Here is a 25,997-nt window from a genome sequence, read left to right on the forward strand (position 1 = left end):
CTTAAAAGGGGATTAAATAAAGGATTAAATAGTATAAATATTTGTGTAAATATTTGGTGGGTTAAAAAATGGGGGGGGGGGTTATATTTTAGAGCACTCGTAATTTTTATTTTTTACATTAACAAATTGACTTTTAAGTGTTTTAAAATCTGGAATATAAGCATAACCGCTAAGCGTATCTATAACGATACAAAGAGCATGCTTTTTTGATAACAAACGTATAATGCAATCTGAATTATTCTTTGCTAAAGTTTTTTCATAGGCATAATTGGCATTTTTTAATGGAGAATACACTCTGCCCATTTCATCAAATACTAATCTAGTAAATCCTGAACAAGATCCTTTGAATTCAACCTTTTCTATTCCGAATCTTTTTGTAATATTAAATCTTTGTGTAGTTTTTTCATCATCTTTACTAATAACTCCACTTTGACCTGAGTTCATTAATTTATTATGATTGATTACATCAACAGCAATTTCTCTATCTATATTGATTTCAGTTTTACCTAAATTAGCATTTCCATCGCCATTTTTATCCAAAAAAATAGTATATGTTTGATCATAACCTGTAGCAGCTGATTTTATAAAATAAATCTGCCACTTACTTTTAAACCATTCCCTTTTTGCGATAGCCAACTCATCAACTCTTATACCTTCTTGCATCATGGCTAAACTTTGGGTATATTGGATATCATTAAGAATTTGTATTGCGCCTTCTAGTAGATTGTCTTTTTTTAAGTAAAGACTGCCTAAATTAAAAACTATACCTAAAATAAGAATTATAAACACAAATTCTAACAAACTAAAAGCTTTAATCATAGTTTAAAATCTGATATACTTTTTCATATTTTCCAAGTTTTACTTTAACAATTTTTTTGTCCATATCATACTTATCAGCTTGTTTTAAAGCTTTTAAATAAAACTTATTGCTATTTTTTATTCCATAAAATCGCAATCTTTTTTGCAAACTTGGAGCTGTTGTAAGTTCTAAAACATCTTGTTTTTTTAATTCTAGCGCCAATTCTTTAGCAAAATGATAATTATTGGCAAAATGACGATTTGGATTGTTTATAAAATAATATAATAATTGATTAGCGATGATTAAAAAGTAACAAAATATTAAAAAAATTATAGAACATTCTATAAAGATTTTATATCTTAATCGAAAAACCGGTAATCTCACCCTATAACTTTGCATTAAAGTTTTTATAAGCAGTGGAGTACAAATAACACAAAAAGGTAAAAAATCATCTAAAAAAAGTTTTTGTCTTAAAGAAAGCAACAAACAAAATACAAATGTTACACTCATTAAAAACCATAATAAATTTTTATATTTCTGAAAAGTCAAACGATAAATAGTGTAAAAAAAATACACAAAAACCAAAGGAGAAAAACATGCAGCAAAAATTCCTAAAGTATCTAAAAAATAACCTCTTGGGCGCCCACCTGTATCAAAACCATAAAAACTGATACTCGCTCCAAACAAAACAAGAGATAAGGTAAATAAAATAGCATTTCTTTTATAAATTCCAAAAAAGAAAAAAGTTAAAAATAAAATATTAAAAGATTTATCAACAAATAACACTATAATCAATAATATATAAAAAAGCCATTTTTTTTCATATTCGTAAACACATAATATAGCAAGGGTTAAGAGAATCACCAAAGATGCGGCATTAACCAGTAAAGCACTTGCAACAGTACCCGGCAATAAAACAAATAACAATAAAGAAAAAAAAGCATCGATTTTAGTTTTAGTATATTTTAACGCTAGCAAATACAAAAGCAAACAACTTAAAAAATGAAAAAATAAAAAAGGAAGCCTTAAACCAAAATCATTTTGCCCAAAAATAAAAGTTCCAAAATGAGATATATAATAAAGCAAACTATGAGAAAAAATAAGCGATTTACCCTGCTCACCAAAATAAATATCAGCTTCATCAGCGCTAATACTCAGTGTTGAAATTCCATAAAGTAAAGCCAACAAATCAAGACTAAGTAAAATGATGATAAGTTTATAATTTTTGATTTTTTCCATAATAAAAATTTTACAAAATTAAACTTAAAATATCGACCAAAATAAATATTAAAAAGCAAGTCAAATGATAAATACTGAAAAATTTTAAGCCAGTCAAGGCAAACAAAAATACAATAAAAAATAAATACGAGTATTTACTATATCTTAAAATAGGATAAGAAAAATAAAGCAATACTAACTACCAAAAAATACTATTTATCTTATAAATAAGCAAATCTCCATCTATTTAGCTCATATCTTGAAGTAATTCTCCATATCTTAATCTTAATTCTTTGTACTAACTTTTTTATATACACAAACACTTTCGCTTGAATTTCTTTATCTTATCAAAGATAATCATAAATTTATCAATTAAAAGATTTTGGTTTTATAAAAAAATAATTTTGTTTTTAAAATAATTTAAATAATGCCTTAAAACACAGGCATTATTATATCATATTTCTTCCTCGCTATTGTATTTAAAAGCACGACAAAGCGATAAAACATACGCACAAATTCAGAATTTTGACTCAAATCCCACGCTTGCAACGATTACAGCCTTGGTTTTAATTTTCACTTCTTGATTTTGTTTTTTATCCAAAACCAAAATTTCCTTACAGCATCCATTTTCTACCATCAAATACAAAGCTTCAAATTTCATAAAAAATTTCAACCCCTAAATTTTTTGCCGTATTAAAATAAGCATTGACTAAAGATTTTTCGCCCCATAAGAAAAAAGCATTCGTACGTCCTAAGCGTAAAGTCTCGCATGGAAGGTTGAAAACGCACTTCATATTTTTAGCAAACTCTACCACCTTTGGAGTACGAGAAATGACAAAACGAGCGTATTCTTCATTGGTTTATCCCTTAGTCACCTTAAAAACATCTTCAAAAAACTCATCCTCGCTATAACTTTAAATCAAGACATCCGTAGGCTCATCGTGCATAGAACGCAAATTTCTAGTGTGTTGAGAATTTCCTCCTCTCCATTCTTTTGGAGAGCTTTCTAAAAGTGCTATTTTTTATTTTTTTCTAGCTGCTGCTATAGCCACACAAAGAGCTGCATTCCCCCCCCCCCGTCTATAACCACTATATCAAATTCCATTTCATTCTCATTTTTGTTGTCTTTCATAAATTCCACCTTTTTTAAAAATAATCAAAGAAGCCACAAAAGAACAAATGGCTGCAAAGGTAAGCCAAAATGCAGGAGAGGCAGGATTGCTAGTTCTTTCTATCAAATAAGTTGAAACAGCAGGGGTAAATCCTCCAAAAATTGCCACCGCTATAGAATAAGAAAAAGAAAAACCCAAAGCTTTTACATTTTTAGGCATGATTTCTGATAAAGAAACCACCATAGCCCCATTATAAGCACCAAAAATAAAACTAAACCATAATTCCACTAAAACCAAATTGGCAAAAGAAATATTATTTGTTAAAAAATTTAACATAGGATAAGCACTAACAACACCTAAAAAAGTCATGGTTAATAAAATAGGCTTTCTTCCTATTTTATCTCCAATAAAACCAGAAAATGGCAACCAAAAAGTATTGCTAAGTCCTATAATAGCAGTAATCATAAAGCTTTCTAATTTACTAAAATGCAAAACTTTATTGGCAAAAGTTGGAGTGTAAGAAGTGATAAAATAAAAAGTTACTGTCGTCATCATTACAAACATGATTCCAAAAATCACTATAGGTATATTTTCTCTAATGCTTTTGAAAATAGCTCCAAAGGTTTTTGGAGCTTGGTGAATTTTTGCTTTAAATTCAGGTGTTTCATCTAAAGTTCTTCTTATGTAAAAAATATAAGGTACAACCAAACATCCAATGATAAAAGGGATTCTCCAACCCCAAGCTTGCATAATAGCATCACCTATAAGATAATGCAAAAGTACGCCCAAAGCACCCGCAAATACGGTAGCAATTTGCTGAGATCCACTTTGCCAAGAAACATAAAAACCGCGTAAGTTTTTTGGTGCAATTTCTGCTAAATAAATACTTGCTCCACCTATTTCAGCTCCAGCACTAAAACCTTGCAAAAGCCTTCCAATTACCACAATAATAGGAGCTAAAATGCCTATACTTTCATAACCAGGACAACAGGCTATGGTTAAAGTTCCAAAAGCCATAATACCTAAAGTTATAACAAGACCTTTCTTTCTACCATGCTTATCCATATAAGTTCCAAGAACTATAGCTCCGATAGGACGCATTAAAAAGCCAACTCCAAAAGCCATAAAACTTTGCATTAAAGAAATAAATTCATTTTGAGCAGGAAAAAATACTTTAGCAATAAATGCAGCATAAAAACCATAAACCGCAAAATCATACATTTCTAAAAAATTGCCGCTAGCAACGCTAAAAATGGTTTTAGCATCGCCCTTAGACCTTCTTGCCATATAGCCTCCTTTTTATTTTCATTATAAACTAGTTTTAGAAATTTTTTAGTCCTAAAATATTTTTTTTGTATTCAAAGGTATTTTTTAAGTTACAAAGCTACACAGAAAGTTGAAATAAAAAATTAATATTTTTTATTTGGATTGCAAGTGTTAATATCTGTGTATTTTTAATTAGTAGATTTAAAAATTAAGAATAGTAAATTATTTTTTAAGTATATTATCTAAACAAATTTTATAAGCTTGTTGAATATGAAATTTTACTAATCTTTCTGCCTCTAAAGTATTTCTCTTTTTAATAGCATAACAACAGCTAAATGCTCCTTGTAAGCTTCTTTAGGATGATTTTCCTTGGCTAAAGCACTATCACCAAGAAGCAATAAAGAACGATCCAAATTTTCCATAATTTTAAAAAGATAATGATTTCCTGAGCAACGATACAAAAGTCCGATGAAATAAAATATTACTAGCCCTAAGTTCATTAAGCTCTTTAATATTTTTCTGAACTTTTAAAATATTAACCAAAATTTCAATTTCGGCCATAGAGACGTGTAATGCCACAAGTTTAGCAGCTTCACCCTCTAACAATTTTCTGATCTCATAAAGCTTCGTAATAGAAATTAAATCAAGTCCTGCAGCAATAAGCCCATTTTTACCATCTTGCACCAAAATTCCATCATTTTGCAACAATCCCAAAGCTTCTCTTATGGGAGTTCTGCTAAGTCCTGTTTGTTCTACCAAGTCTTGTTCTTTAACTCTATCATTAGGTTTTAATTTTCCATCTTTAATAGATTTGATAATAAAATCATAAATTCTATCACTCAAAATTTTTTGATTTTTTTGGGATATTATAACCCCTAAGACTCAAATTGATTTTAGTTTTTACTAGGTATAATTTTAAACAAAAAAGGCAAAAATGCAAACTATTAATCAAATTTTTCAAACACAAATCGATATTAAAAAATCTACTTTCTTATCTTTTCTTTGCCCTTTTAAAGATTTTAAATTTTTAATAGAAACACTAAAAAAAGAGCATCCAAAAGCTGTTCATTTTGTCTATGCTTATCGCGTTTTAAATGATTTTAATCAAATTGTAGAAGATAAAAGCGATGATGGAGAGCCTAAAGGAACTTCTGGAATGCCAACTTTAAATGTTCTAAGGGGCTATGATCTTATCAATGCGGCTTTAATCACTGTAAGATATTTTGGTGGTATAAAACTTGGTACAGGGGGACTTGTAAGAGCTTATAGTGATGCGGCAAATGCCGTGATCAATAATTCTTCTTTACTTTCATTCGAGTTGAAAAAGAATATAACCATTGCTATTGATTTGAAAAATTTAAATCGTTTTGAACATTTTTTAAAAACTTATTCTTTTAATTTTACAAAAGATTTTAAGGATTGCAAAGCTATATTACATATCAAATTAAATGAAAAAGAGGAGCAAAAATTTGAAATTTTTTGTAAAAATTTTGCACCTTTTGAAATAGAGAAGTTATAAATTCTTGCAAGTAAATACAAAAGCTCCAAAATGGAGCTTTTAATTAAATTGCATTCAATAAATCATTTAACAAAGTATTATTCTTACTTTGTTCATTTGTGCCTTGTTGCGCAAGATCATTGTGAATGCTAGCACTTTGAGCTCTCATAGACAACTCGCCTTCATTTTGTCTAAAACGATAAGCGTAAACATTTGACATTTGAGCATAATTACTTAAATTTGAATTTGAGTTTTGCGTATTACTTTGAAAACTACTGCTAGAATTTAAAGCATCTCCGCTTGACTTCTCATCCGCCTTATTTAACATATCCATAAAATCAGAATTTCCAGATGAAGAATAATCTTCAACCTGTTTATCCACCTGTTTATACTGACCACTAATAGCATCGTATTCATACGAGCTAATCGTTCTATAATTTACCTGCATAGTTTTCTCCTTTCAAAATATGCAAAAACTATACAAGCAAAAAGTGTTCCTTTTATATAAAAATTGATGTTTTTCAATCATGATGAGTGGGCAAATGTTCCACATCAAGCTCATTATTAATTATAAATTCTTCTTTAGCTTTTTTGCAGTTTTCATCACGCATTTTGCGATATTCATTGCGAATCGTGATTTCCTTATCACTTAGAGGTCTATCTTCTAAAAAACTGATATGAAAATAAGTATCATCGCTCTTTGAATAAGTTTTATAAAAATCTATATAATCAAAATAATCCTTGCCATTATCAAACTCTACGACTTCTTCTATATAAATCGTAGGCCCAAAACCCTTGTGATTTTGCGTATAATGTCCAAAACCTGCGCTGTATTGAATTCTAAATTTAGCCATCATTTTCTCCTAAAAATTCTTGATAAGTTCCATGAAAATCTGTAAGCTTACCATTTTCTAAATGCCAAATTCTATTAGCAAAAGCAGAAACTAATTCTCTATCGTGGCTGATACAAAGCGCTATACCTTTGAAATTATACAAAGCTTCGCCTAATGCAATAATGCTTTCAAGATCTAAATGGTTATCAGGTTCATCTAAAAGCAAGAAATTTGGACGTTCTAGCATTAAACGAGAAAGCATTAAACGATGTTTTTCACCCCCACTTAAACTTGCTGCCATTTTTTCTTGATCGCTGCCACTAAAAAGCATTCTACCTAAACACTTACGAATTTCATCTAGATCTTTAAATTTTTCACTCATAAGCCATTCATAAAGTTTCAAATTTTCACAAATTAAATTACTTGTATCTTGAGGAAAATATCCAAGCTCTATAGTTGCCCCAAGATGTATAGATCCACTATCTGGACTTATAGCATGGGCGATAATTTTTGCTAAAGTACTTTTGCCCACACCATTTGCCCCAATCAAAGCGATTTTATCATTTTTTTCTATTTTTAGATCCAAATTTGAAAACAATTGTTTATCATAAGCCTTGCCTATACCTTTAAATTCTAAAACTTCATTACCTATTTCACGATTGGTTCTAAACACTATACTAGGATCTCTACGACTTGAAATTTTAATCTCTTCAAGCTCTAGTTTTTCAAGTGCCTTAGCACGGCTTGTGGCTTGTTTTGCCTTAGAAGCATTTGCACTAAAACGACGAATGAAATTTTCTAATTCTTCTCTTTCTTTTAAGGCTTTATCGCGTTTAAGTTCTGCTTGTTTAGCAAGTAGAGTAGAAGCCATATACCAATCATCATAATTTCCCGCAAAATCTCTAATTTGTTTAAAATCCACATCTAAAATTCTTGTGCAAATTTTATTTAAAAAATGTCTATCGTGAGAAATAACAACTAAAGTTCCTTCATGTCTTAAAAGTTCATTTTCAAGCCAAGAAATAGCCTCTAAATCAAGGTTGTTTGTAGGTTCATCTAAAAATAATACATCTGCACCTAAAAATAATACTTGGGCAAGTAAAACTTTAAATTTATCTGCACTTTGTAAAGTACTCATCAAAGCATCAAAATCTTTAATCTTTAAAGAGCTTAAAATTTTTTCACAACGCACTTCACAATCATAGTTTGGATCCTCTTCTGCGCATATCATTTCAAGCTCACCTAAACGCTCATTGATCTCATCGGTAAATTCCTCACTCATATAAAGCTTTTCTTTTTCTTTTAAAGCCTCATATAAACGCTTGTTTGCACACATCACTGCATCTTTGATAGTGTAATTTTCAAAGGCAAATTGATCCTGTCCTAAAACTGCGATTTTCAAACCTTCATCAAATACTATTTCACCACTACTTGACTCAATTTCTCCTGAAAGAATTTTTAAAAAAGTCGATTTTCCCGCACCATTAGCACCAATAAGTCCGTATCTTTGTCCTCGAACAAGCTTTAAATTCACATTTTCAAATAAAAGCTGATTTGCAAAACGCATAGTAAGATTTTTTACTTCGACCATGATTTTCCTTAAATTTTTTACTTATAAAAATTTTTAAGAAATTGTAGCAAAAAAGGCTTGAATTTTTAATTTTAAAATTAAATTTTTTGATAGTTAAAAATAAATTCTATAATTTTATTATAATTTTGTTTTTTAATTTTTTTATAGACTAAAAATAAATCTACTCCCCACCAAATAATGCCCAATAATAGAAAAATTCCAAACAACCCGAAAAAAATTTCAGAAATATCCAAATTAGCATCATTTTCATAGCTAATTCCTAGTATCAAAAATAACACACAAGGAAATAAAGATAATATTATACGCAATATTCCTAATGCATAGTCTTTTATCATAAATCTATCGATTGCCAACCAACCTAGACTTAAAAAACCACATATCATACTCATAATTAAAGGTTTTATAGGATCTTGAAGTCTTAAAAATACCAAATTTGATAAAGCTTCTTTTTTATTTTGTAATTGTTCAAACTTAAGCTTTAAATTGAAAAAATCTTCTTGATTTATTTTATCTTGTATATTTAAAAGAAAAACATTATAGTCCATATCCAGCCTCCTCAAAATTAACCTTTTAAGGCATTTTTGCCTTAAAAGGTTATCTGGTAATTTCTACATATACCATACCATCATCAGTATATCTAGCAAAATACTCGATCCAAGCATCCCATTTGTAAGGGCGAGAATCAATACTTCCATTTGCTTTTACTTGAGCTTTGCAATACTGTGTTTTACTTTCCTTATCGGTTAAATCGCTCATAAAACCGCTATAAGTAAATTTCAACTTTTTACGATCAACCTCAGAAAATCTACCAAAATTGTGTTCTAAAATAATCTCAGTTAAAACATTTTGTACATCTTGATCACTACATTTTGGAATACCGCTACTACAAGCACTCAAAAATACTGCCAAAATTCCAACAAACATAAATTTCACATTAAAACATTTCATTAATTTCCTCCTTTTTTGTTCACCTAAATAATATTTTAGTTTCTCTTCATCTGTACCAAGTGCACCATTTTACTTGTAATCTCTAAAAAACCTGTGCAATATTTGGAGCAACAGACAAAATATTTAAAAGCAATTTTCTTTATTGCTTAAGAATTCTAAACCTCACTTGCCACAAAAACAAAATTTACTAAAAACTTGATAAAAATATTTTGCAAACTTATTTTTGATTATTTTTCATAAAAACTCGAAATTATTGTATAATATTTGCAATCTTTTCAAAATTTTGTTTTCTTAATTTTTTACCCACTAAAAACATATCTACAAGCCACAACAAACCATATATTATCCCTAAAGCACTATATGTAATCATTAAAATACTGCAAAACATAGCTACAATTGTAATTCCTAAGCGTATAAGCCCTAAAACCCAATCTCCTATCATAAAACGACCCACTCCAAAAGTACCAAATAAAAAAGTCCCTACCCAAAATACTAGAGCGGGACTTTTTAGCTTTATCATTGGAAGCTGTGCTACTACCTCTTTTTGTTTATCCTCATTTAAGCGATCAAATTTCTCTTTTAGCATCACGGTAGATGTTGCATCTTTTGGCAACTTATCACCAATGCTGAAAAGAACTGAATTAAAATCCATACATTTCTCCTTAAAAATTAAAAAATTCCTTAGAATTATTCCATACTATAACTTAATTAATATTGAAATATTAAATATATTTTATATAAAAGATTGAATATTTCAAGTGTTTTTAATAAAGAAATTTTAATGTAAAATTTTTTAAAGACTAAATTTTTAAGGTAAAAAATGACAAAAAAGAGCAAGCGTGATATGGCATATGAACTAGACATTGATGTTAGCACTTTATATAATTGGAGAAAATATAAACCCAATTTATATCGTATTGTTATGCTTGGCTTTAAATTTGATGAACTTTTAGAAAATAGCAAAAAAACTCATGAAGAATTGCTTCATATAGAACAAACCATACAAGATGAAATTGCTAAATTTAAATAAAATCCACTTTTAAGCTTTTTTCTATACAATGATCACTTTTATTAAAATCAAGGATTTGAAATGTTTTTATTAGATTTTTTAATATTATTGAGTTTTATTTTTGAAATTTCAGCACTTGTATTATCCTTTTACTTTAAAAATTCAAGAATTTTCTTTTTAACTTTAGTACTATTAGGAGCTAAGTTGCCTTATTTTTATACAAGTTTTTTTCAAGCTAATTTATTTGTGGCTTTGTTTTTACCTATGGTTTTTACCCTATTTTGCCTTGGAAAACATCATACTTTAATTTTAAGTAAAAAAAATATCGCTTCAATTACAACCCTTATTTTTATAGGCATTTTAAGTATCATTTTACCTAGAAATACTACTTTTAATAGCGCTGGTTTAGAATTTCATTTTATTACATTAGATTTTTTTAAACCTATAAGTGAATTAGGATTTTTATTTTTTTTAGTCGGTTTAATGCTTGTTTTTATCAAAATCTTTAAAACCAAAGAATATTATCTTCTTATCGCATTTTTTGCTGCATATTTTCAGTTTTTATTCCAAGAAGGAATAGGAATAAGGTATTTTGAATTTGCAAGTTTGGTTTTTTGTTTTTATCTTTTAAATCACGCTTATAGACTAGCTTTTTTTGACACCTTAACAAAACTACCCAATGAAAAAAATCTTGCACGCTTTGTAAAAGGAAAAAACAACTATACCATTGCTTTGCTTCATTTTAATGAACTAAAAAATACCAAAGAAAGTTATGCTAAACTCATTTTAAAACAAATTGCAAAAATTTTAAAACGCTTTAGAGCAAAAATTTTTATCGTAGAAAATGATTTTATTTTAATTTTTAATGATAAAAACCAAGCATTAAATCATCTTGCTTTTTTAGAATCAACCTTGAAAAACACGGAATTTAATTTAGAAAATGAAAATTTTAAACCAGATTTTAAATTAATTTGGCAAGAAAGTAAAGAAAATTTAGGTAAAAATTTACAAAGCTTAAGAGCAAAACTCTTAAGCTAAAAAATTATTTTTCACTAGCTTCAACTTCGATATTTAAATTAATATCATCACCTAAAGTAATAGTTGAAGTGCTTGTTGCAAATTTAAAATCGGAACGTTTGATTTTTCCATTTAGAGAAAAACCTAACTTTTCTTTTCCATCTTTACCCTTAGCTACACCGCCGATTTCAGTATCTAAAACAATATCCTTAGAAACTCCAGCTATAGTTAAAGTTCCTGTCATTTTACCTTTTTCATTGTCAATTTTTTCATACTTTTTCATTACAAAAGTCATATCAGGATATTTTTTTGCTTTGAAAAAATCATCTTGTTGTAAGTGATTATCTCTTGTTTGATTTTCTGTATTTACAGATGCAACTTTTATGATTGCTTCAAGTTTTTTAAACTCATTACTTGCAAGATCAAAATCAATCACTGCCGAATAATCTTTAAAATTTCCTTTTACATTGCTAATTTGCAAATGTTTAATTTTAAAGCCTACATCTGTATGAGCTTTATCTAAAGTATATTCCTTAGCAAACAAGCCTGTGCCTAACAAAGACACTGCCACCAATGAACTTAACAAAATTTTTTTCATTTTTTTCCTTTTTTTATAATAATTTTCAATCGTATAAAATTTTATTAGATAAAAAATAATATATAATTAATATAAATTAAAAAATTTTAGCATTTAAAAATTTTACAAATTCTTCAAATTTAGGTAAATCAAGCTTTATCATTTCTCTTTGCTGTTTTCCCCATATACACTCTGGAAAAAATGCATCTTCTTTGAATCTTGCCATTATATGAAAATGTACTCTTGGAACATAATTTGCAAAAGAGGCGATATTGATTTTTTCAGGTTTGTAAAATTCGATCATAGCTTTTTCACAAAGTAAAATTTTTTCAAAAAGTTCTTTTTGTAACTCTAAAGGACAATCGCTAAATTCTTTATAAATTTCTTTAGTAAAAATTTTAATCCAAGGCACTTGAGATTCTTCTTTCTCTATATAAATCAAATCATTTTGATAAATCATTACATCCCTTTATAATATTATATTTTATAATTATTCTACAAAATTTATCAAATTTTTAAGTCAAAATACGTTAAAATTTTCAAAAAATAAAAAAGGAGAGGAAATGCAAATTAACTCAAGTTATAATTATTATTCTAGCAACTCTTCCCTTGATAAAACAAATCAATCTAATTTCACTCAAAAAGATGAAAAAAATCTCAGCGAAAATAAAGATGATAAAGAAAAAAATGACGAACAAACCCAAATGGTTAATGGCGTAGAACTAAACCAAAAAGAAGTAGCTCAAGTTCGCGAACTCCAAAGTATCGATAGAAATGTAAAGGCTCATGAAGCTGCACATCAAGCAGCAGGTGGCGGCTTAGCAGGTGCTGCAAGTTTTACTTACACAAGAGGACCTGATAATCAAATGTATGCTACAGCGGGCGAAGTTCCTATCAGCATGCAAAAAGGAAATACGCCCGAAGAAACTATAGCCAATGCAAGACAAATTGCAGCAGCAGCTATGGCTCCTGCTGATCCTAGTCCGCAAGATTATAAAGTTGCAGCAAATGCTACAAAAATGGAATTTGAAGCAAGAGCTGAAGCAATGAAGCTTAAAGCCGAAGAAACCAAAGAAAAAGAAGAAGAAAATAAAGAAAAAGATGACAAAAATTCAGAAAATAGCTTAGAAAAAACAGATAAAGATTCAAAAAACAACGATAAAAATTCAAATTTTGATAAAGACTTTAAAAATTTTGTCGCTAGAACTTATCAACAAAACTCACAAAATAACGACATTAAATTCAATATTGCATCTTAAAATCCTTAATTTAAATAAAAAATTTACACCAATCTTCCTTATAAATAAAGCTTTGTTTTAAAACTAAACAGACATATCTAAAAATTTATCTTTTTTATTATCTGCTTTATCCACATTTGTAGTATTACTTTGCTCCTCTTCTTTTTTGGCTTCTAATTTTTTTGTATCTTCTTGCTGTTCCATAAGCTTTAAGGTGTCATATATTTGATGAACTTCCTTAGGCATACACTTATGGAAACGATGACTTGAATTTGCATGTAAAATATTTAACATTTTTTATCCTTTTTTAATTTCAAGCCTTAATATCTATACTTTTTGGTACAGAATTTAAAGAAAGGATTTTGTTAAATTCTCCTGCATCATCACTAAATTTCATACCAAAAAGAAGTTCTAATTCTTTACTAGTGCTAAATTTACCTTCTAACAGTTTTTTTTACAAGCTCGTTTCTTGTGCTATCATCTTTGTAAGTTTCTTTGTTTTTACTTTCTGCTTGTATAGGTTTGAAAGTTTCTTCTTTGTTTTCTTCTGAATTTTTTTGCGATGAATTAATATTTCTAAAATCGACTAAATATTTTTGTTGAAGCTCAAGATATTTTGTTTTAAATTCGTCTATATTTTTGCTTGTATGAAAGAGTTTAGTATAAGCTTCATCATAACTCACCCCATCAACTTCCATCCAATGGGGTGATTTTGTATTTTCATCTATCCATGTAAATAAGCTTTTAACCTCAGATTCTGAAAATTCATTTTTCCTAAGTTTATCTTCTATTGATCCTTCAACAAATTCTATTTTATCGCTTAATTTCACATAATCCTTGTATACATTTATAAAACTATTACCAAGTTTTTCTCTTGCTTCTTTTGTAAGCTCAGGATTTCCATTTTCAATACTTTCATCTCTAATTTTAGTAAGTGTCTGTAGGGGATTATTTCCAAAATATCTATTAAAAGAACTTAAAGTAATCATTTTGCATACCATCCTCCAAGAGTAGACTCCATTTGCCCTTTTGTATAATTGTAGTTTGAATAAGAATTTATACCATTAATCATTTTTGCCTTCTTTGATATTGTACTATATCGGCAGAAAATTAAATTTATAATCTTGAGAGTTTTCAAAAACTCTCAAGTTATTATCAAGCTAAACTTTTTCCACTTTTGTGATATTTTAAAATACTCTCAGCACAGCGATAGGCCAAAGCTCCTACAGTATCAGTTGGATTATATCCACTATTGTGTTGGAAATTTCCTGCCCCTACAACAAAAAGATTATCCACATCCCAGTGTTGCAAATAAGTATTAACCACACTAGTTTCTCTATCTGCACCCATTGTTGTTCCACCTGTGTTATGAGTGGATTGATAAGGCATAACGCTATAATCCTTAAGATATGCACCTTTTTTGATTGATTTTACTCCTTGCATTCTTTTTGCTACCTCAGCTGTTTTATCTGTGATAAATTTATGCAAAGCTCTATCTTGATCGGTGAAATTATAAGTTAAGCGTAAAAGTGGCATGCCAAAAGCATCTTTATAGGTTGGATCAAGACTTAAATAATTATTCTTATGAGGCAAAGAAGCACCTTGTCCTGCTACAGTAATAGCTCTTGTGAAATTATAGTTTAACGCTTTTTTAAATTCAGCACCCCAAGTTGGAGCTCCTGCTGGAAGTGGGGCTGATTGTATAGGGCGAGTTCCAAGTTGAACACTATAAATCATAGCTCCATGAAGGAATTTTTCCTTAGAATGATCAAAATTATCTCCGTTAAAATCATCGCTCGTAGTCCCTAAAGCACCTGAACCCATGAAGGTGTTAAATTGCTCATCAAAGAAAGCTGTTGTTTCCATATTCATTTGATAACAATAATTTCTACCTAGAGTTCCTTTACCTGTTTTTGGATCGTATTGCTCACCTATGTTGCTTACCATTAAAAGTTTAGCATTGTTAAACATATAACTAGTAAGCACAACTATATCAGCAGGTTGAATATACTCTTTCATCGTTCTAGTATCGACAAATTTTACCCCCGTTACTTTTCCATCTTTTTTAAGAAGTTGCGTTACATTGCTATAAGTGCGTATGGTGTATTTGCCTGTGCTCATAGCCTTTGGAATTACTGTGTTTAAAGGACTTGCTTTTGCACCATACTCACAACCAAAACGTTCACAATATGCACAGTATTGACAAGGAGCTAAATCTTGACCGTCAGGGTTTGTATAGCCACCTTTAGAATTTGAAGCCGGCAAACGATAAGTGTGTAAATTTGAACTTTTTGCTGCACTTTCAAATCGTTTAAGCATCTTAGTATTTTCAAGAGGTTCTTGTGGGTAAGGACTAGATCTAAAAGCCCCCATTTTTTCCGCTAAAGGATTTGGCTCACCTGATACCCCACAGGTTTTTTCAAATCTATCATAATAAGACTCCATATCCTTATAAGTCACACCCCAATCTTGCAAGGTATAATCATTGCCTAATTTATTACCATATCTTTGTTTGCTTAGGGTTTGAATTTCAAAGTCATAAGGCATAAACCTAAAAGTCCAACCATTCCAATGCACCCCTGCACCGCCAACATTATTGCCCAATAAAAACGAACCCATTTTACGATAAGGCAAGGCTAAACCACTAGGATCATGACGAAAAGTCACAGTGTCTTTTGAGCAATCTTGCATCAAACCATAATTAATCCCGTATCTCCACTCATCATGGATAAAATTAAAATTTTCAGTACTTTGCATGTGTCCGCGTTCTAAACTAAGCACATTCAAACCTGCTTTAGTAAGCTCTGCGGCCACTATACCTCCAGTCCATCCTGCTCCAACTGTTACCACATCTACTTTTTTTAATACTTCAGCCATTTTAACTCTCCATATCTGCTAAACTCATAGGTTCAATGTTAAAAAATTCATCACTTGCAATTTTATCCACATAACTCATTTGTGCACCTGGATATTGCATCATTCTCCAACCATTTTTATTATCATTTCCGCCATAAATTGGATCAGCTAAAACTCCAGCTACTGTCATATCTCTTAAAAGTGTGAAAAAATAAGAAGATTTAAAACCTGTAGTTTGAATTTTTCCTTTTTCAAAATCGCTTAAAATTTTATCCTGATCTCCACCTTTAAGTAAAGAAAAAGATTTTTTATAACGCTTTTGAGCATTTTCTTCAAGAGCATGCACGCCTTCTAAAAAAATATCTTTGCGTTGCATAGGAGTTTGATAGCCTTGTTCAGCTTTACCCTCTATGAAAGGTCCTTGCATATATTCTCTATCATTATAACCATAAGCACTAGCTAGCTGATTATCGATAAAATAAGGTGCGCCTAAACCTATAGCCCCTTCCCCTTGCTCATCTTTAGGATAAATTCTTTCACAGGCTGCACTTAAGGTATCAAATTCAGTTTGAGTTTGAAAAAACATTCTACCTCTAATTTTTTTTGATTTTTCTTGTGAAGTTTGATGCGAATGCGTAAGTTCTACTGCTTTTAAAACAGCACCTCCACCTATAGTGCTAGCTGCTACTACAGAACCACCTAAAAGTCCTAGTTTAAAAAAGCTTCTGCGATCAATAATATTATCTTGCATTACTCCTCCTTGATATAATTTAAACAAGACTATATTAGTCCTATTAATATAAATTTAACTTTAAAAAGCGATAAATTTTGTGTTATTCTTAATTCTATTTAAGCATATCTTTGAAAGTAATGAAAATAGAACTTTTAATAAAGCTCTATATCTTTAGAATTAAGTTCTTTATAAGCTGCACAAGCTTCTTGATGTTTTTGATCGCAAGCCATACCAAAGTATCTTTTTGCCTTTGTTAGATCTTGTTTTTCTAGTTGATTATAGCGTCCTAATAAATAACAAGCCTCACCAAAACCTAAAGTGCAAGATTTAGAATAAAAAGCAAGAGCAGATTTTACACTTGCCTTAACAAGCTCTCCTTTATCATATAAAGATCCTAGCTGATAACAAGCTCTTGCATTTTTTAAATCACAAGATCTTTTATAAAAACTTGAGGCCATTTGTCCATCTTTTTCTTTTTCATAAAATAAAGCTATATTATTACAGCTTAATGCCTCTCCCAAAGTGCAAGCTTTATTAAAAGCCAAAAGAGCTTCATTTTTATAACCTTGATTTTGCAAAAGCAAAGCCATATTAGAACACGCATTTGCTAAACCCAATTTACAAGCTTTATCATAAAATTTATAAGCTTGATTTAAATCCTTGCTCACACCTATAGCACTCTCATGCATAAAAGCTAAAGAAAAACAAGCCTTAGAAATATCTTTTTCACAAAGACTTTTAAAAATTTCATAAGCTTTATCAAATTTATTTGCTTCGTAAAATTTTAAACCCTCTTCTAATTCACTTAATGCAAACAATGAATTAAAAAATAAAAATAAAGCTAAAAATATTCTCATCAATCTTCCTTTATATTTTCTCTAACATTTAAAATCTGCGTTCTTCTTTTTTGAAATTCTGCTTTTTTAAGATCTAAAAATTTATTTTTTTCTTGAATTAAATTTTGACTTTGTTCTAAGAAATTTTTCGCAATTTTTGTCAAAACAGGTTTATTGATAAGCAAAGCTTCAAATTCATAGACATTTAGTTCATTTAAAACTCTTTCATAAATTTCACTTTTCTTAGGATAAAAAAGTACAAATTCAGAACTATCAAGCTCATAAAGAATACGACTTTCATTGATTTTACGACTAAAAAATGCAAGGCTTAATTTTGTAGCATTTTCATAATTTGTAAAAGCCTTAAGATTTAATTTTTCCAAAAACAAATCAAATTCTAAAATACTTTTAAATAAAAGTTCTTTAAAATCTTTCAAAAAGTACTCGTCACTTGCATTGCAAAAAGCTCTTAATTCGCTAAAATTTTTATCACTTTGGAAAATATGATCTTTTTGTATGTTTGAAAATTCTGCTTTAAAAAGCAAAATTTCTCTCTCAAGTATGTTTATAAAGTCTTTTAATTTCATCTTGATTTCTTCAAAAGATTTATAAAGTTCATTTTTGATTTTTTTAAACTCTTTACTCATCACATCACTATTATAAAACATCGCCAAAAAAGCATCATCACTTGAAATATAAGGGGTTTTATAATTATATCTTATGTATAAATCTTTCTTTAAAAATCCTTTGCTTTCTTTATAAAAATAAGCATCTTTTTCTTTAATACTTGTAAAAATTTCATTAGCAATTCTTTCGCTAATGCTTTTAAGCTGTTCTAAAATCCGATGATTTAAAATTTCAATCTCTTTTAAAAAATTCCCATACACTAAAAGCAAGTGCTTTTCATAACTTTGAAATTGATTTAATAAACGATCAAAAATACCTACAAAAAGTTGGTTTTCATCTTCTAAAATTTCACATAAATTTAAAATTTTTCTTTTAACAAATTTTTCTTTTAAAGCTGTTGTATCTAAATGGGTTAAAAAATCAAGCAAAGACTGAAAATTAGACTTTTCATAGCTTTGTTTATCTTTAGCTTCCTTACATGAAATAGCAATAAGCTCATTAAAGTATTTTAAAAATACACTTTTTGCATAATTTAGAACATTATCCAATTCTTCTGCATTTAATTTATCTTTTTGATTTAACACGCAAATACTATTTTCCCCTAAAAGTTCTAAATTTGCCTTTATAGCATCTTCTTCACTTTTTTTGCCCGCATTATCAATCAAGCTTAACCAAATTGCCCCGTGAAGATTTTTAAGTTCACCAAGGGTTGTTAAAGTATCACTCTCATTTGCATTTAAACCAGGAGTATCTACAAGAGTGATTTTTTCAAGCAAAGCAATAGGTGCAAAGATATGCAAACTTTTTGCCTGTTTTACTTCATTTCTTTGGTCTGTATAAAAGGGTAATTCTTCTATATTTGTGATAATATCACTTCCATCTTCAAATTCTACTCTTAAAAAATATTCTTTTGCATAGCGTAAAAAAGTAGGTTTAAAAGTAACAGGAACAGCACCTGTAGGCAAACAATCACGCCCTAAAATCAAATTTAACAAACTCGATTTACCACTTGAAAACTGCCCTATAATAGCAATATTAACATTCTTATCCAAAGAAAATATAAGCTCTTTTAATTCATTTTCCAAAGCATGACTTATATGCATAAAAGGTTCATTAAGTTTTTTACAAAGCTTTTGAATATACCCTTTAAAACTATCATCAAAACTCAAATTATAAGCGTTTTCATAGGCTTTTATAAAATCATTTAAAAGATTAATCTGCATTTAAAAGCCCTGCTTCAAGTTGTTTTAATTTTTCAATTTTCTTTAAATTTTCTTCGTAAGATTTTAAAATATCAGCATCTTGATTTCTCATACTCTCTAAAACCTTTTCAAGACTCTCTAGTTTTACCTTTTGGTTTTCTTTATAATGCTTTAATTTTTCATTTAAAAAATTAAAAAATACTCCATTAATATCTAAAGAATTTAAAATTTCACTTATTTTAAATTCTTTAAAAGTATCAAAAATAACCGAATCTAAACTCGTTTCAAGTTCATATAAATCTGATTTTAAACTGCTTAATTTTTCAATTTTTAATCTTAAAAGAGCAAATTTTTCACTTTGAAAAATACTGTCTATATTTCTTGAAATTCCTTCTTTGAAATTTTCAAAACCATTATCAAAATCATCTTTTAAAAAATCATACTTTAAAGATAAATTTGTTTTAAGTTCTTCAATTTTTTTAATATTTTCAAATTTAATCTCTCTTAAAATATCATTAATCCCATCTTTTGTGGTGATATCTACTATATTCAAAATACGAGATATATTAATTTTTTGTGCATTATTTTTTAGATATTTAAACTCATCTATTAAACGTTCTTTTAGTTTCTTAGCTAAAAGCAAAACAAGATTATCTATACCATTATCTATATTTTTAAGCTTTATAATAGAATTTAAAATTTCATCTTGAACTTCTTTTAAAATTGCAGCTTGATTTTTAAATTCAAGCAAAAGATTTTGATTTTCTTCGCTTAAATCTTGTTTGTTTTCTTTTATCATTTGATTTTGTATTTCATATTCACTCAAAATATTCTTAAGTTCTAAATGCAATTCTTTTTTATAAGCTCTTAAGGCAATCTTACTTTTTTCTCCTGTATAAAGTTCATTAAAAAGATATGTTTCAAATTCTTGCATACCACTTTTTTCTAAACTTTCTTTAGGTGCTAAACCCTTATAAAAATCACTTGCCATTTTAGCACTCACACATAAAAAATCAATCTTTTCAACCAAATTTTCATCTAAATCTACGAGTCTTGATTTTAATCTGTCTTTAGTATAAATAATAACTTCTTCTAAGTCTTTCTTACTTAATAAATCCGCCTTAGTCAAGATGATTAAAAATTTACTAAGTCTTGAATTTAAAAGACAATGCACCAAAAAATCTGCATCTTTTTGAGTTAAGCTTTGTGAAGCATTCATAAGGTGAATTAAAAAATCACTTTCTTTGAGAAATTCATTTGTCACAATTTCTCTTTGAATTATGATATCATCAAGTCCTGGAGTATCAACTATGGAAATATTATTTTTTAAAAATTCTAAATGACTTTTAATTTCTATTTTTTTAATTAAGGCTGAAATTTTATTTTTAGCGGAACTGAAATTTTTAAGCTCACAAAGTGCGATATTTTGTATTAAGGGTTTATCTTTGATAAAATCTTCTATATTTACACTCTTGCTAAGTTTATCAATAAATTCTTTCAAATCTGCATTAAAGTGCGAACTCTCAAGTATATTTTGCCACTCTTTTTTATCCCAAAAATATATCTTTACCTCTTCACTCTTGCCATAATTTAAAACCGTTAAATTAGCTGTTTCAGGTATATTTGAAACGCCTAAAAAATCTTCCTTTAAAAGAGCATTTAAAAGACTTGATTTCCCTGCATTTATCACACCTGTAATGGCCACATTAAACTTTAAATTTTGAAATTTTTCTAAAGTCTTTTGAAGTCTTAATTTTAAATCTTGATTAAAACTTAGTTTTTGAAGCTCCAAATTAATAGTATTTAATTCTTTAAAATCATTTTGAAATAAAATTTTTTGATCAACTTCTTGAACCGATTCTTTTAAAATAAAATCAAACATTTCAGTATTTTTTGAAATTTTTTCTAATATTTTTAAAGCTTTAAGTAAGTCTTGTTTTAAAATAAAACCTGATTTAAAAAGATTTAAAATACAAACTTGAGCACTTTGAATACTAAAAATATCTACTCTTAAATCAATTTTTTTGCAAAGCTCTTGAAATTCTTTTAAAAGAAAATATCTTTCATAATTATCTTTATTAACACTTAAAATAATAGCATATTCGGTTACATCAAGCTTATTTTTGTCTTGAAATTTAGCATTAAAATCTAAGAATTGGAGCTCATTTTGCCAAATTTTTTGAAATAGTTCTTTCATAATTTCCCCTTTAAAAAGGGGAAAGATTTATTTATTTCTTTGAGCGACAAGCTGTCTTCTCATATAAGCGATTTTACTTTGCAAAGGTAATTCTTTAGGGCAATTATCTTCACAAGCAAGCAATGACATACAACCAAAAACACCATCATCATCACCTACTAATTCATAAAAATCTTCTATACTTCTATGATCGTGCGGATCTTGCAAATATCTAGCTGTTCTTAAAAGCCCTGTAGCTGCTATAAAATTTGGACGCATGAGTTTAGTTGCACAAGAAGCTACACAGATTCCGCACTCTATACAACGATCAAGTTCAAAAGTTTCATCTGCAACTTCAGGTTCTATACGTTCTTCAAGTTTAGAAATATCAGTTTCTTTTTCATTATGCACCCAACTTTCAACACGCTTACACATATCTTCAAACCACTCACCTGTATTTACACTTAAATCCTTAATATGTCTAAATGCTGGCATAGGCATAAGCTCTATCACTCCATCAGGATAATCTTTTGTCAAGGTTTTACAAGCAAGTTTTGGCACGCCATTAATCATCATTGCACAAGATCCGCAAATCCCTGCACGACAAACAAAATCAAAGCTTAAATCCGCATCTATTTTTTCACGAATTAAAGTCAAGCATACAAAAACCGTCATAAAAGGAGTTTCTTCAAGCTCATAAGTTACAAAATGGGGTTTAGAAATTTTACTTAAAGGATTATATTTAAATGCTTTTATTGTCAACTTTCTACTCATAATCAACTCCTATTCTTTGGTTTGGTGCTTTATATTTAGCTTGCAATTCATAAGGCATTAAGGCATCTTGAATTTCATAACGACCTTTACCTTCAGCTTCCATTTTTTCACGGATAGCATCTACTTCAGCTTGACGTTTTTCACTTAAAGGATTTTCTATGATATTTCCTTTAGCACCATATCCGCGGAATGCTGGTGGAATTTCCATTTTCATAATATCAAGCTCTTCATATTCTACACGTGGTAAAGTTTCTCCTTCTACCCAAAAAGTATTAGTTCTTTTCATCCAATTTAAATCATCTCTTTTTGGATAATCTTCTCTATAATGTGCTCCGCGACTTTCTGTTCTTAAAAGTGCCCCATAAGCTACACAAAGTGCAATTTTTAACATTCTTGGAACTCTATACGCCTCTTCAAGCTCTGGATTAGCACAATCAAGCTCTTTACAATGCACTTTTACATCTTGGGAATCTTTATAAAGTTTTTCAAGCTCATCAACTGCTTCTTTTAAACCTTCACCTGTTCTAAAAATCGCTACTTTATCCCACATAATTTCTTTCATTCTATTTTTGATTTCAAAAACATTATATTTACCTTCTTTATCCACTAAAGATTTTAAATATTGATACTCTTTACTTAAGAAATCCTTTACTATATTTGTGTCAATCACTTCTCCATTATTCTTACAATAATCTGCAAAATAATCTCCTACTATCATACCTGCCACAACAGTTTCAGCACATGAATTTCCGCCCAAACGATTAAATCCATGCATATCCCAGCAAGCTGCTTCTCCACAAGCAAAAAGTCCATTTAACCATTGACTTTCTCCTGTTGGCTTAGTTCTAATTCCACCCATAGAATAATGCTGCATAGGTAAAACAGGTGCCCAACCTTTTGGTCCTTCATCTGCTGGATCAATTCCATTAAAAGTTTTACAAATATCTTGTACGTCACGAAGATTTTTTTCCACATGTGCACGACCAAGTATAGAAATATCAAGCCATAAATGATCCCCATAAGGACTTTTTACACCTTTACCTTTTCGAATATGCTCCATCATTCTACGACTTACAACATCACGGCTTGCAAGTTCTTTTTTTTCTGGCTCATAATCAGGCATAAAACGATATCCATCCACATCACGCAAAATTCCACCATCACCACGACAACCTTCAGTAAGTAAAATACCGCTTGGCACAATAGGAGTTGGATGAAATTGCACTGCTTCCATATTTGAAAGTCTGCAAAGTCCTGTTTCAAGGGCAATAGCTGCACCTGTTCCTTCGCAAATTACCGCATTTGTGGTTTGTTTATAAATTCTACCATAACCACCTGTTGCTATCATAGTTCCTCTTGCAATATAAGCAATTAATTGACCATTGGTTAAATCTCTAGCAATTACGCCTAAGCACTTTTTACCATCATGAATGATTCTTACTGCTTCCATTCTATCAATGATTTTTACTTGATGTTTAATGGCTTCATTTGCTACACCATAAAGCATACAATGCCCTGTTGCATCTGCAATATAACAAGTTCTCCATTTTTTAGTTCCACCAAAATCCCTAGCATTGATAAGACCATGTGCTTCTTCTTTTTCTTCAATTACAGTTTTTTGTGCATTGATTACAACAGTTCTTGGTCCCTTAGTTACCCTAGTCCAAGGTACACCCCAAGCTGCAAGCTCACGTACTGCTTTTGGTGCAGTTTGTGCAAACATTCTTGCTACTTGCTGATCACAGCCCCAATCACTTCCTTTTACTGTATCTGCAAAATGGAGATCTTCATTATCTCCTTCGCCTTTTGCACCATTTGCCAAACTTGCTTGCATACCTCCTTGTACTGCTGCAGAGTGAGAACGTTTTACCGGACAAATACTTAAAAGTGTTACACTTTGACCACTTTTTGCTACCTCAATAGCTGCTCTAAGACCTGCCAATCCTCCGCCTATTACTAAAGCATCACTATATTGTATATTCATAATTTGCTCCATTGTAGTTTTTTATCATCGCAGTAGTTTGAATTTGATTTTGATAGTTTTCATAACCTATTTTTATAAACGCCGCAAGACTTAACACGCCTAAAATTAAGAAGAAAATACTAATTACCCATTTAGCAGTTTTAAGCTTTTTACGACTTTCTCTTACATTTTTTCCTTCAAACCATCCCCATTTAACACAAAGTCTGTAAAGGCCTATACTTCCATGAAGTTCCACACATACTAAAAGAACAACATAAAAAAGCCACATAAAATGACTTACAACCCTATCTCCTGACATATCACCACTGATTTTATCTGCATTGGTTACAATAAAAATTAGATGAGCAGAACCTAAGAAAAACATAATAAAACCTGTAAAAGCTTGAACCCACCATAATGAAGTATCGCTATGTTTCATTTTTTTACTATGTGTTCTTAGTATTTGATATTGACGATAATTAATAGGAAATTTTCTCATTGCAAGTAAAGCATGGACAAAAAAAACTACTAAAACACAGGCAGCTAAAAATGAAGTAAGATAACTCATAATAGGATTATCATAAACAAATTTTAATTCTAAAAAATGGACCACAGAATTAAAAAAATCCTCACTGACTAAAATCGTAGAAACAAAAAGCATATGTACCCACATAAAAAGACCTAAAAAAAGCCCTGAAGCACTTTGGATAAAGTCTAATTTTGCAGGCATCTTGCTCTTTTTGCCCTCAATGCTCCTACCCAAATAACCTTCGATAAGCTCACTCATCTTTACTCCTTTGTAAAAAGAAATTAAAAAATCCATTTCATTATATTACAAAAGTCTTTAATATAAATTAAATATTTACTTTTTTAAACCTTATACAAATATAAACTAACAAAGCTGTTATAAACATTATAAAACTTAAAATTTGCCCCATGCTCATACCCCACAAAACAAAACCTATGCCAAAATCAGGTTCACGATAAAATTCACATATAAATCTTGCTAATGAATAAGCACCAGCATAAACAAGAATCAACTCCCCTTGAAAACTTTGCTTAAATTTTGTTAAATAAACTATAATAAAAACAACAATACCTTCTAAAAATGCTTCATAAAGTTGCGATGGATGACGCAATACTCCATCAACATAAATTCCCCAAGGCACATTTGTAATGCGACCAAAAAGCTCTTGATTTAAAAAATTTCCTATACGACCAAAAACATAAGCCAATGGAACACTTAAAGCAACCAAATCAAGAAAAATCCAAGGATTTGTTTTGTACTTTTTACAAAACAATAAAGTGGCTATCAAAAATCCTATAATTGCTCCATGATAACTCATACCTCGAATACCTACAAATTCGCCATTAATATAAGGATTAAAAATTTGCCAAGGATGAGTAATATAATACATAGTATTTGCATCATAAATCAAAATATATCCAAGTCTTGCACCTAAAATAACCCCTATTTCAACCCATATAAAATAACTATCTAAATGTTTTTCATTAATATTTAGTTGAAATTTTCTTACAAAAAATTTAGCCAAAAGCAAAGCCAAAAGCAAAGCTATAACATACATAATGCCATACCAATGCACCTTTAAACCAAAGATGCTAAAAGCTACAACATTAAAATTTGAATAAATATGCTGCCAAAATTCCATATATCTTTCCTAATTTTCTTTTATAAAAATATAACAAAAAAACTTTAACTTGCT

28 protein-coding genes and 1 pseudogene are annotated in these 25,997 nt (G+C 29.4%); 4 read left to right on the forward strand and 25 right to left on the reverse strand.

What is annotated here, in order from left to right:
- Positions 1 to 81 precede the first annotated feature (81 nt).
- The 6 genes from ACOTU8_RS06000 to ACOTU8_RS06025 all read right to left on the reverse strand — a co-directional run bounded on the left by ACOTU8_RS06000 (position 82) and on the right by ACOTU8_RS06025 (position 5,238).
- Entirely contained in the window at positions 82 to 819 is a 738-nt protein-coding gene (locus ACOTU8_RS06000) for an ATP-binding protein (RefSeq protein ID WP_422342152.1), read from the reverse strand.
- On the reverse strand, positions 812 to 2,038 hold the full coding sequence (locus tag ACOTU8_RS06005) for a hypothetical protein (protein ID WP_422342153.1): 1,227 nt from the start codon (positions 2,036 to 2,038) through the stop codon (positions 812 to 814). The genes ACOTU8_RS06000 and ACOTU8_RS06005 overlap by 8 nt, the downstream gene beginning before the upstream one ends.
- 496 nt (positions 2,039 to 2,534) lie before the next feature.
- A complete protein-coding gene (locus tag ACOTU8_RS06010; RefSeq protein ID WP_422342154.1) occupies positions 2,535 to 2,678 on the reverse strand; it encodes a hypothetical protein in 144 nt (47 codons plus the stop codon).
- The gene (locus tag ACOTU8_RS06015; RefSeq protein ID WP_422342155.1) at positions 2,668 to 2,811 is read right to left on the reverse strand and encodes a hypothetical protein; all 144 of its coding nucleotides are present in this window, start codon (positions 2,809 to 2,811) and stop codon (positions 2,668 to 2,670) included. The genes ACOTU8_RS06010 and ACOTU8_RS06015 overlap by 11 nt, the downstream gene beginning before the upstream one ends.
- Positions 2,812 to 3,129: 318 nt before the next feature.
- On the reverse strand, positions 3,130 to 4,416 hold the full coding sequence (locus tag ACOTU8_RS06020) for an MFS transporter (RefSeq protein WP_422342156.1): 1,287 nt from the start codon (positions 4,414 to 4,416) through the stop codon (positions 3,130 to 3,132).
- Between the two features lie 405 nt (positions 4,417 to 4,821).
- Entirely contained in the window at positions 4,822 to 5,238 is a 417-nt protein-coding gene (locus tag ACOTU8_RS06025; protein WP_422342157.1) for a GntR family transcriptional regulator, read from the reverse strand.
- 91 nt (positions 5,239 to 5,329) lie between these two features.
- On the opposite strand from ACOTU8_RS06025, the gene ACOTU8_RS06030 reads away from it, so the two are divergent.
- Complete coding sequence (locus tag ACOTU8_RS06030; protein ID WP_422342158.1) at positions 5,330 to 5,914, forward strand: IMPACT family protein; 585 nt, start codon at positions 5,330 to 5,332, stop codon at positions 5,912 to 5,914.
- A gap of 43 nt (positions 5,915 to 5,957) precedes the next feature.
- Here ACOTU8_RS06030 and ACOTU8_RS06035 read toward each other — a convergent pair whose 3' ends face one another.
- The 6 genes from ACOTU8_RS06035 to ACOTU8_RS06060 all read right to left on the reverse strand — a co-directional run bounded on the left by ACOTU8_RS06035 (position 5,958) and on the right by ACOTU8_RS06060 (position 9,917).
- A complete protein-coding gene (locus ACOTU8_RS06035; RefSeq protein ID WP_422342159.1) occupies positions 5,958 to 6,341 on the reverse strand; it encodes a hypothetical protein in 384 nt (127 codons plus the stop codon).
- A gap of 73 nt (positions 6,342 to 6,414) precedes the next feature.
- Positions 6,415 to 6,750, reverse strand: a complete 336-nt coding sequence (locus tag ACOTU8_RS06040; protein ID WP_422342160.1) for a hypothetical protein — start codon at positions 6,748 to 6,750, stop codon at positions 6,415 to 6,417.
- Positions 6,740 to 8,317 carry an ABC-F family ATP-binding cassette domain-containing protein gene (locus ACOTU8_RS06045; RefSeq protein WP_422342161.1) on the reverse strand — a complete coding sequence of 526 codons (1,578 nt, stop codon included), beginning with the start codon at positions 8,315 to 8,317 and terminating at the stop codon, positions 6,740 to 6,742. The genes ACOTU8_RS06040 and ACOTU8_RS06045 overlap by 11 nt, the downstream gene beginning before the upstream one ends.
- A gap of 77 nt (positions 8,318 to 8,394) precedes the next feature.
- The gene (locus ACOTU8_RS06050; protein ID WP_422342162.1) at positions 8,395 to 8,862 is read right to left on the reverse strand and encodes a hypothetical protein; all 468 of its coding nucleotides are present in this window, start codon (positions 8,860 to 8,862) and stop codon (positions 8,395 to 8,397) included.
- A gap of 49 nt (positions 8,863 to 8,911) precedes the next feature.
- Positions 8,912 to 9,265 (reverse strand): hypothetical protein, encoded by a 354-nt coding sequence (locus ACOTU8_RS06055; RefSeq protein WP_422342163.1) that lies wholly within the window; start codon positions 9,263 to 9,265, stop codon positions 8,912 to 8,914.
- A gap of 250 nt (positions 9,266 to 9,515) precedes the next feature.
- Positions 9,516 to 9,917: a hypothetical protein gene (locus ACOTU8_RS06060; RefSeq protein ID WP_422342164.1), complete on the reverse strand. Its 402-nt coding sequence runs from the start codon at positions 9,915 to 9,917 to the stop codon at positions 9,516 to 9,518.
- A gap of 168 nt (positions 9,918 to 10,085) precedes the next feature.
- Here ACOTU8_RS06060 and ACOTU8_RS06065 point away from each other — a divergent pair, with 168 nt between their 5' ends.
- Both ACOTU8_RS06065 and ACOTU8_RS06070 read left to right on the forward strand, forming a co-directional pair.
- Entirely contained in the window at positions 10,086 to 10,295 is a 210-nt protein-coding gene (locus tag ACOTU8_RS06065; protein WP_002778401.1) for a transcriptional regulator, read from the forward strand.
- Between the two features lie 60 nt (positions 10,296 to 10,355).
- Positions 10,356 to 11,312, forward strand: coding sequence for a hypothetical protein (locus tag ACOTU8_RS06070; protein WP_422342165.1), 957 nt, complete (start codon positions 10,356 to 10,358; stop codon positions 11,310 to 11,312).
- Between the two features lie 4 nt (positions 11,313 to 11,316).
- On the opposite strand, the gene ACOTU8_RS06075 is transcribed toward ACOTU8_RS06070, so the two are convergent.
- Together ACOTU8_RS06075 and ACOTU8_RS06080 are read right to left on the reverse strand one after the other, a co-directional pair.
- A complete protein-coding gene (locus ACOTU8_RS06075; RefSeq protein WP_422342166.1) occupies positions 11,317 to 11,889 on the reverse strand; it encodes a YceI family protein in 573 nt (190 codons plus the stop codon).
- 76 nt (positions 11,890 to 11,965) lie between these two features.
- Positions 11,966 to 12,328 carry an HIT family protein gene (locus tag ACOTU8_RS06080; protein ID WP_422342167.1) on the reverse strand — a complete coding sequence of 121 codons (363 nt, stop codon included), beginning with the start codon at positions 12,326 to 12,328 and terminating at the stop codon, positions 11,966 to 11,968.
- Positions 12,329 to 12,431: 103 nt separating this feature from the next.
- Between ACOTU8_RS06080 and ACOTU8_RS06085 the strand changes: the two genes are divergently transcribed.
- Positions 12,432 to 13,127: a putative metalloprotease CJM1_0395 family protein gene (locus ACOTU8_RS06085; RefSeq protein WP_422342168.1), complete on the forward strand. Its 696-nt coding sequence runs from the start codon at positions 12,432 to 12,434 to the stop codon at positions 13,125 to 13,127.
- A gap of 63 nt (positions 13,128 to 13,190) precedes the next feature.
- On the opposite strand, the gene ACOTU8_RS06090 is transcribed toward ACOTU8_RS06085, so the two are convergent.
- From ACOTU8_RS06090 to lgt, 11 genes and pseudogenes are all read right to left on the reverse strand, one after another.
- Positions 13,191 to 13,400 carry a hypothetical protein gene (locus tag ACOTU8_RS06090; RefSeq protein WP_422342169.1) on the reverse strand — a complete coding sequence of 70 codons (210 nt, stop codon included), beginning with the start codon at positions 13,398 to 13,400 and terminating at the stop codon, positions 13,191 to 13,193.
- A gap of 19 nt (positions 13,401 to 13,419) precedes the next feature.
- Positions 13,420 to 14,095: pseudogene (locus tag ACOTU8_RS06095) on the reverse strand (hypothetical protein).
- Positions 14,096 to 14,261: 166 nt separating this feature from the next.
- Complete coding sequence (locus tag ACOTU8_RS06100; RefSeq protein ID WP_422342170.1) at positions 14,262 to 15,983, reverse strand: GMC family oxidoreductase; 1,722 nt, start codon at positions 15,981 to 15,983, stop codon at positions 14,262 to 14,264.
- 1 nt (position 15,984) lies between these two features.
- The gene (locus ACOTU8_RS06105; protein ID WP_422342171.1) at positions 15,985 to 16,713 is read right to left on the reverse strand and encodes a gluconate 2-dehydrogenase subunit 3 family protein; all 729 of its coding nucleotides are present in this window, start codon (positions 16,711 to 16,713) and stop codon (positions 15,985 to 15,987) included.
- A gap of 134 nt (positions 16,714 to 16,847) precedes the next feature.
- Entirely contained in the window at positions 16,848 to 17,552 is a 705-nt protein-coding gene (locus ACOTU8_RS06110; RefSeq protein WP_422342172.1) for a tetratricopeptide repeat protein, read from the reverse strand.
- A complete protein-coding gene (locus ACOTU8_RS06115; RefSeq protein WP_422342173.1) occupies positions 17,552 to 19,381 on the reverse strand; it encodes a dynamin family protein in 1,830 nt (609 codons plus the stop codon). The genes ACOTU8_RS06110 and ACOTU8_RS06115 overlap by 1 nt, the downstream gene beginning before the upstream one ends.
- Positions 19,371 to 21,557, reverse strand: coding sequence for a dynamin family protein (locus tag ACOTU8_RS06120; protein ID WP_422342174.1), 2,187 nt, complete (start codon positions 21,555 to 21,557; stop codon positions 19,371 to 19,373). The genes ACOTU8_RS06115 and ACOTU8_RS06120 overlap by 11 nt, the downstream gene beginning before the upstream one ends.
- 27 nt (positions 21,558 to 21,584) lie before the next feature.
- The gene (frdB, locus tag ACOTU8_RS06125) at positions 21,585 to 22,310 is read right to left on the reverse strand and encodes a fumarate reductase iron-sulfur subunit (protein ID WP_422342175.1); all 726 of its coding nucleotides are present in this window, start codon (positions 22,308 to 22,310) and stop codon (positions 21,585 to 21,587) included.
- On the reverse strand, positions 22,303 to 24,294 hold the full coding sequence (gene frdA / locus ACOTU8_RS06130) for a fumarate reductase flavoprotein subunit (RefSeq protein WP_422342176.1): 1,992 nt from the start codon (positions 24,292 to 24,294) through the stop codon (positions 22,303 to 22,305). Before frdA ends, frdB begins: the two co-directional genes overlap by 8 nt.
- Entirely contained in the window at positions 24,278 to 25,060 is a 783-nt protein-coding gene (frdC, locus tag ACOTU8_RS06135; RefSeq protein WP_422342177.1) for a fumarate reductase cytochrome b subunit, read from the reverse strand. Before frdC ends, frdA begins: the two co-directional genes overlap by 17 nt.
- A gap of 67 nt (positions 25,061 to 25,127) precedes the next feature.
- Positions 25,128 to 25,943, reverse strand: a complete 816-nt coding sequence (gene lgt, locus ACOTU8_RS06140) for a prolipoprotein diacylglyceryl transferase (protein ID WP_422342178.1) — start codon at positions 25,941 to 25,943, stop codon at positions 25,128 to 25,130.
- Positions 25,944 to 25,997: the final 54 nt, after the last annotated feature.

Source organism: Campylobacter jejuni, assembly GCF_049221745.1.
In the GTDB taxonomy this organism is placed as follows: Bacteria; Campylobacterota; Campylobacteria; order Campylobacterales; family Campylobacteraceae; genus Campylobacter_D; species Campylobacter_D jejuni_E.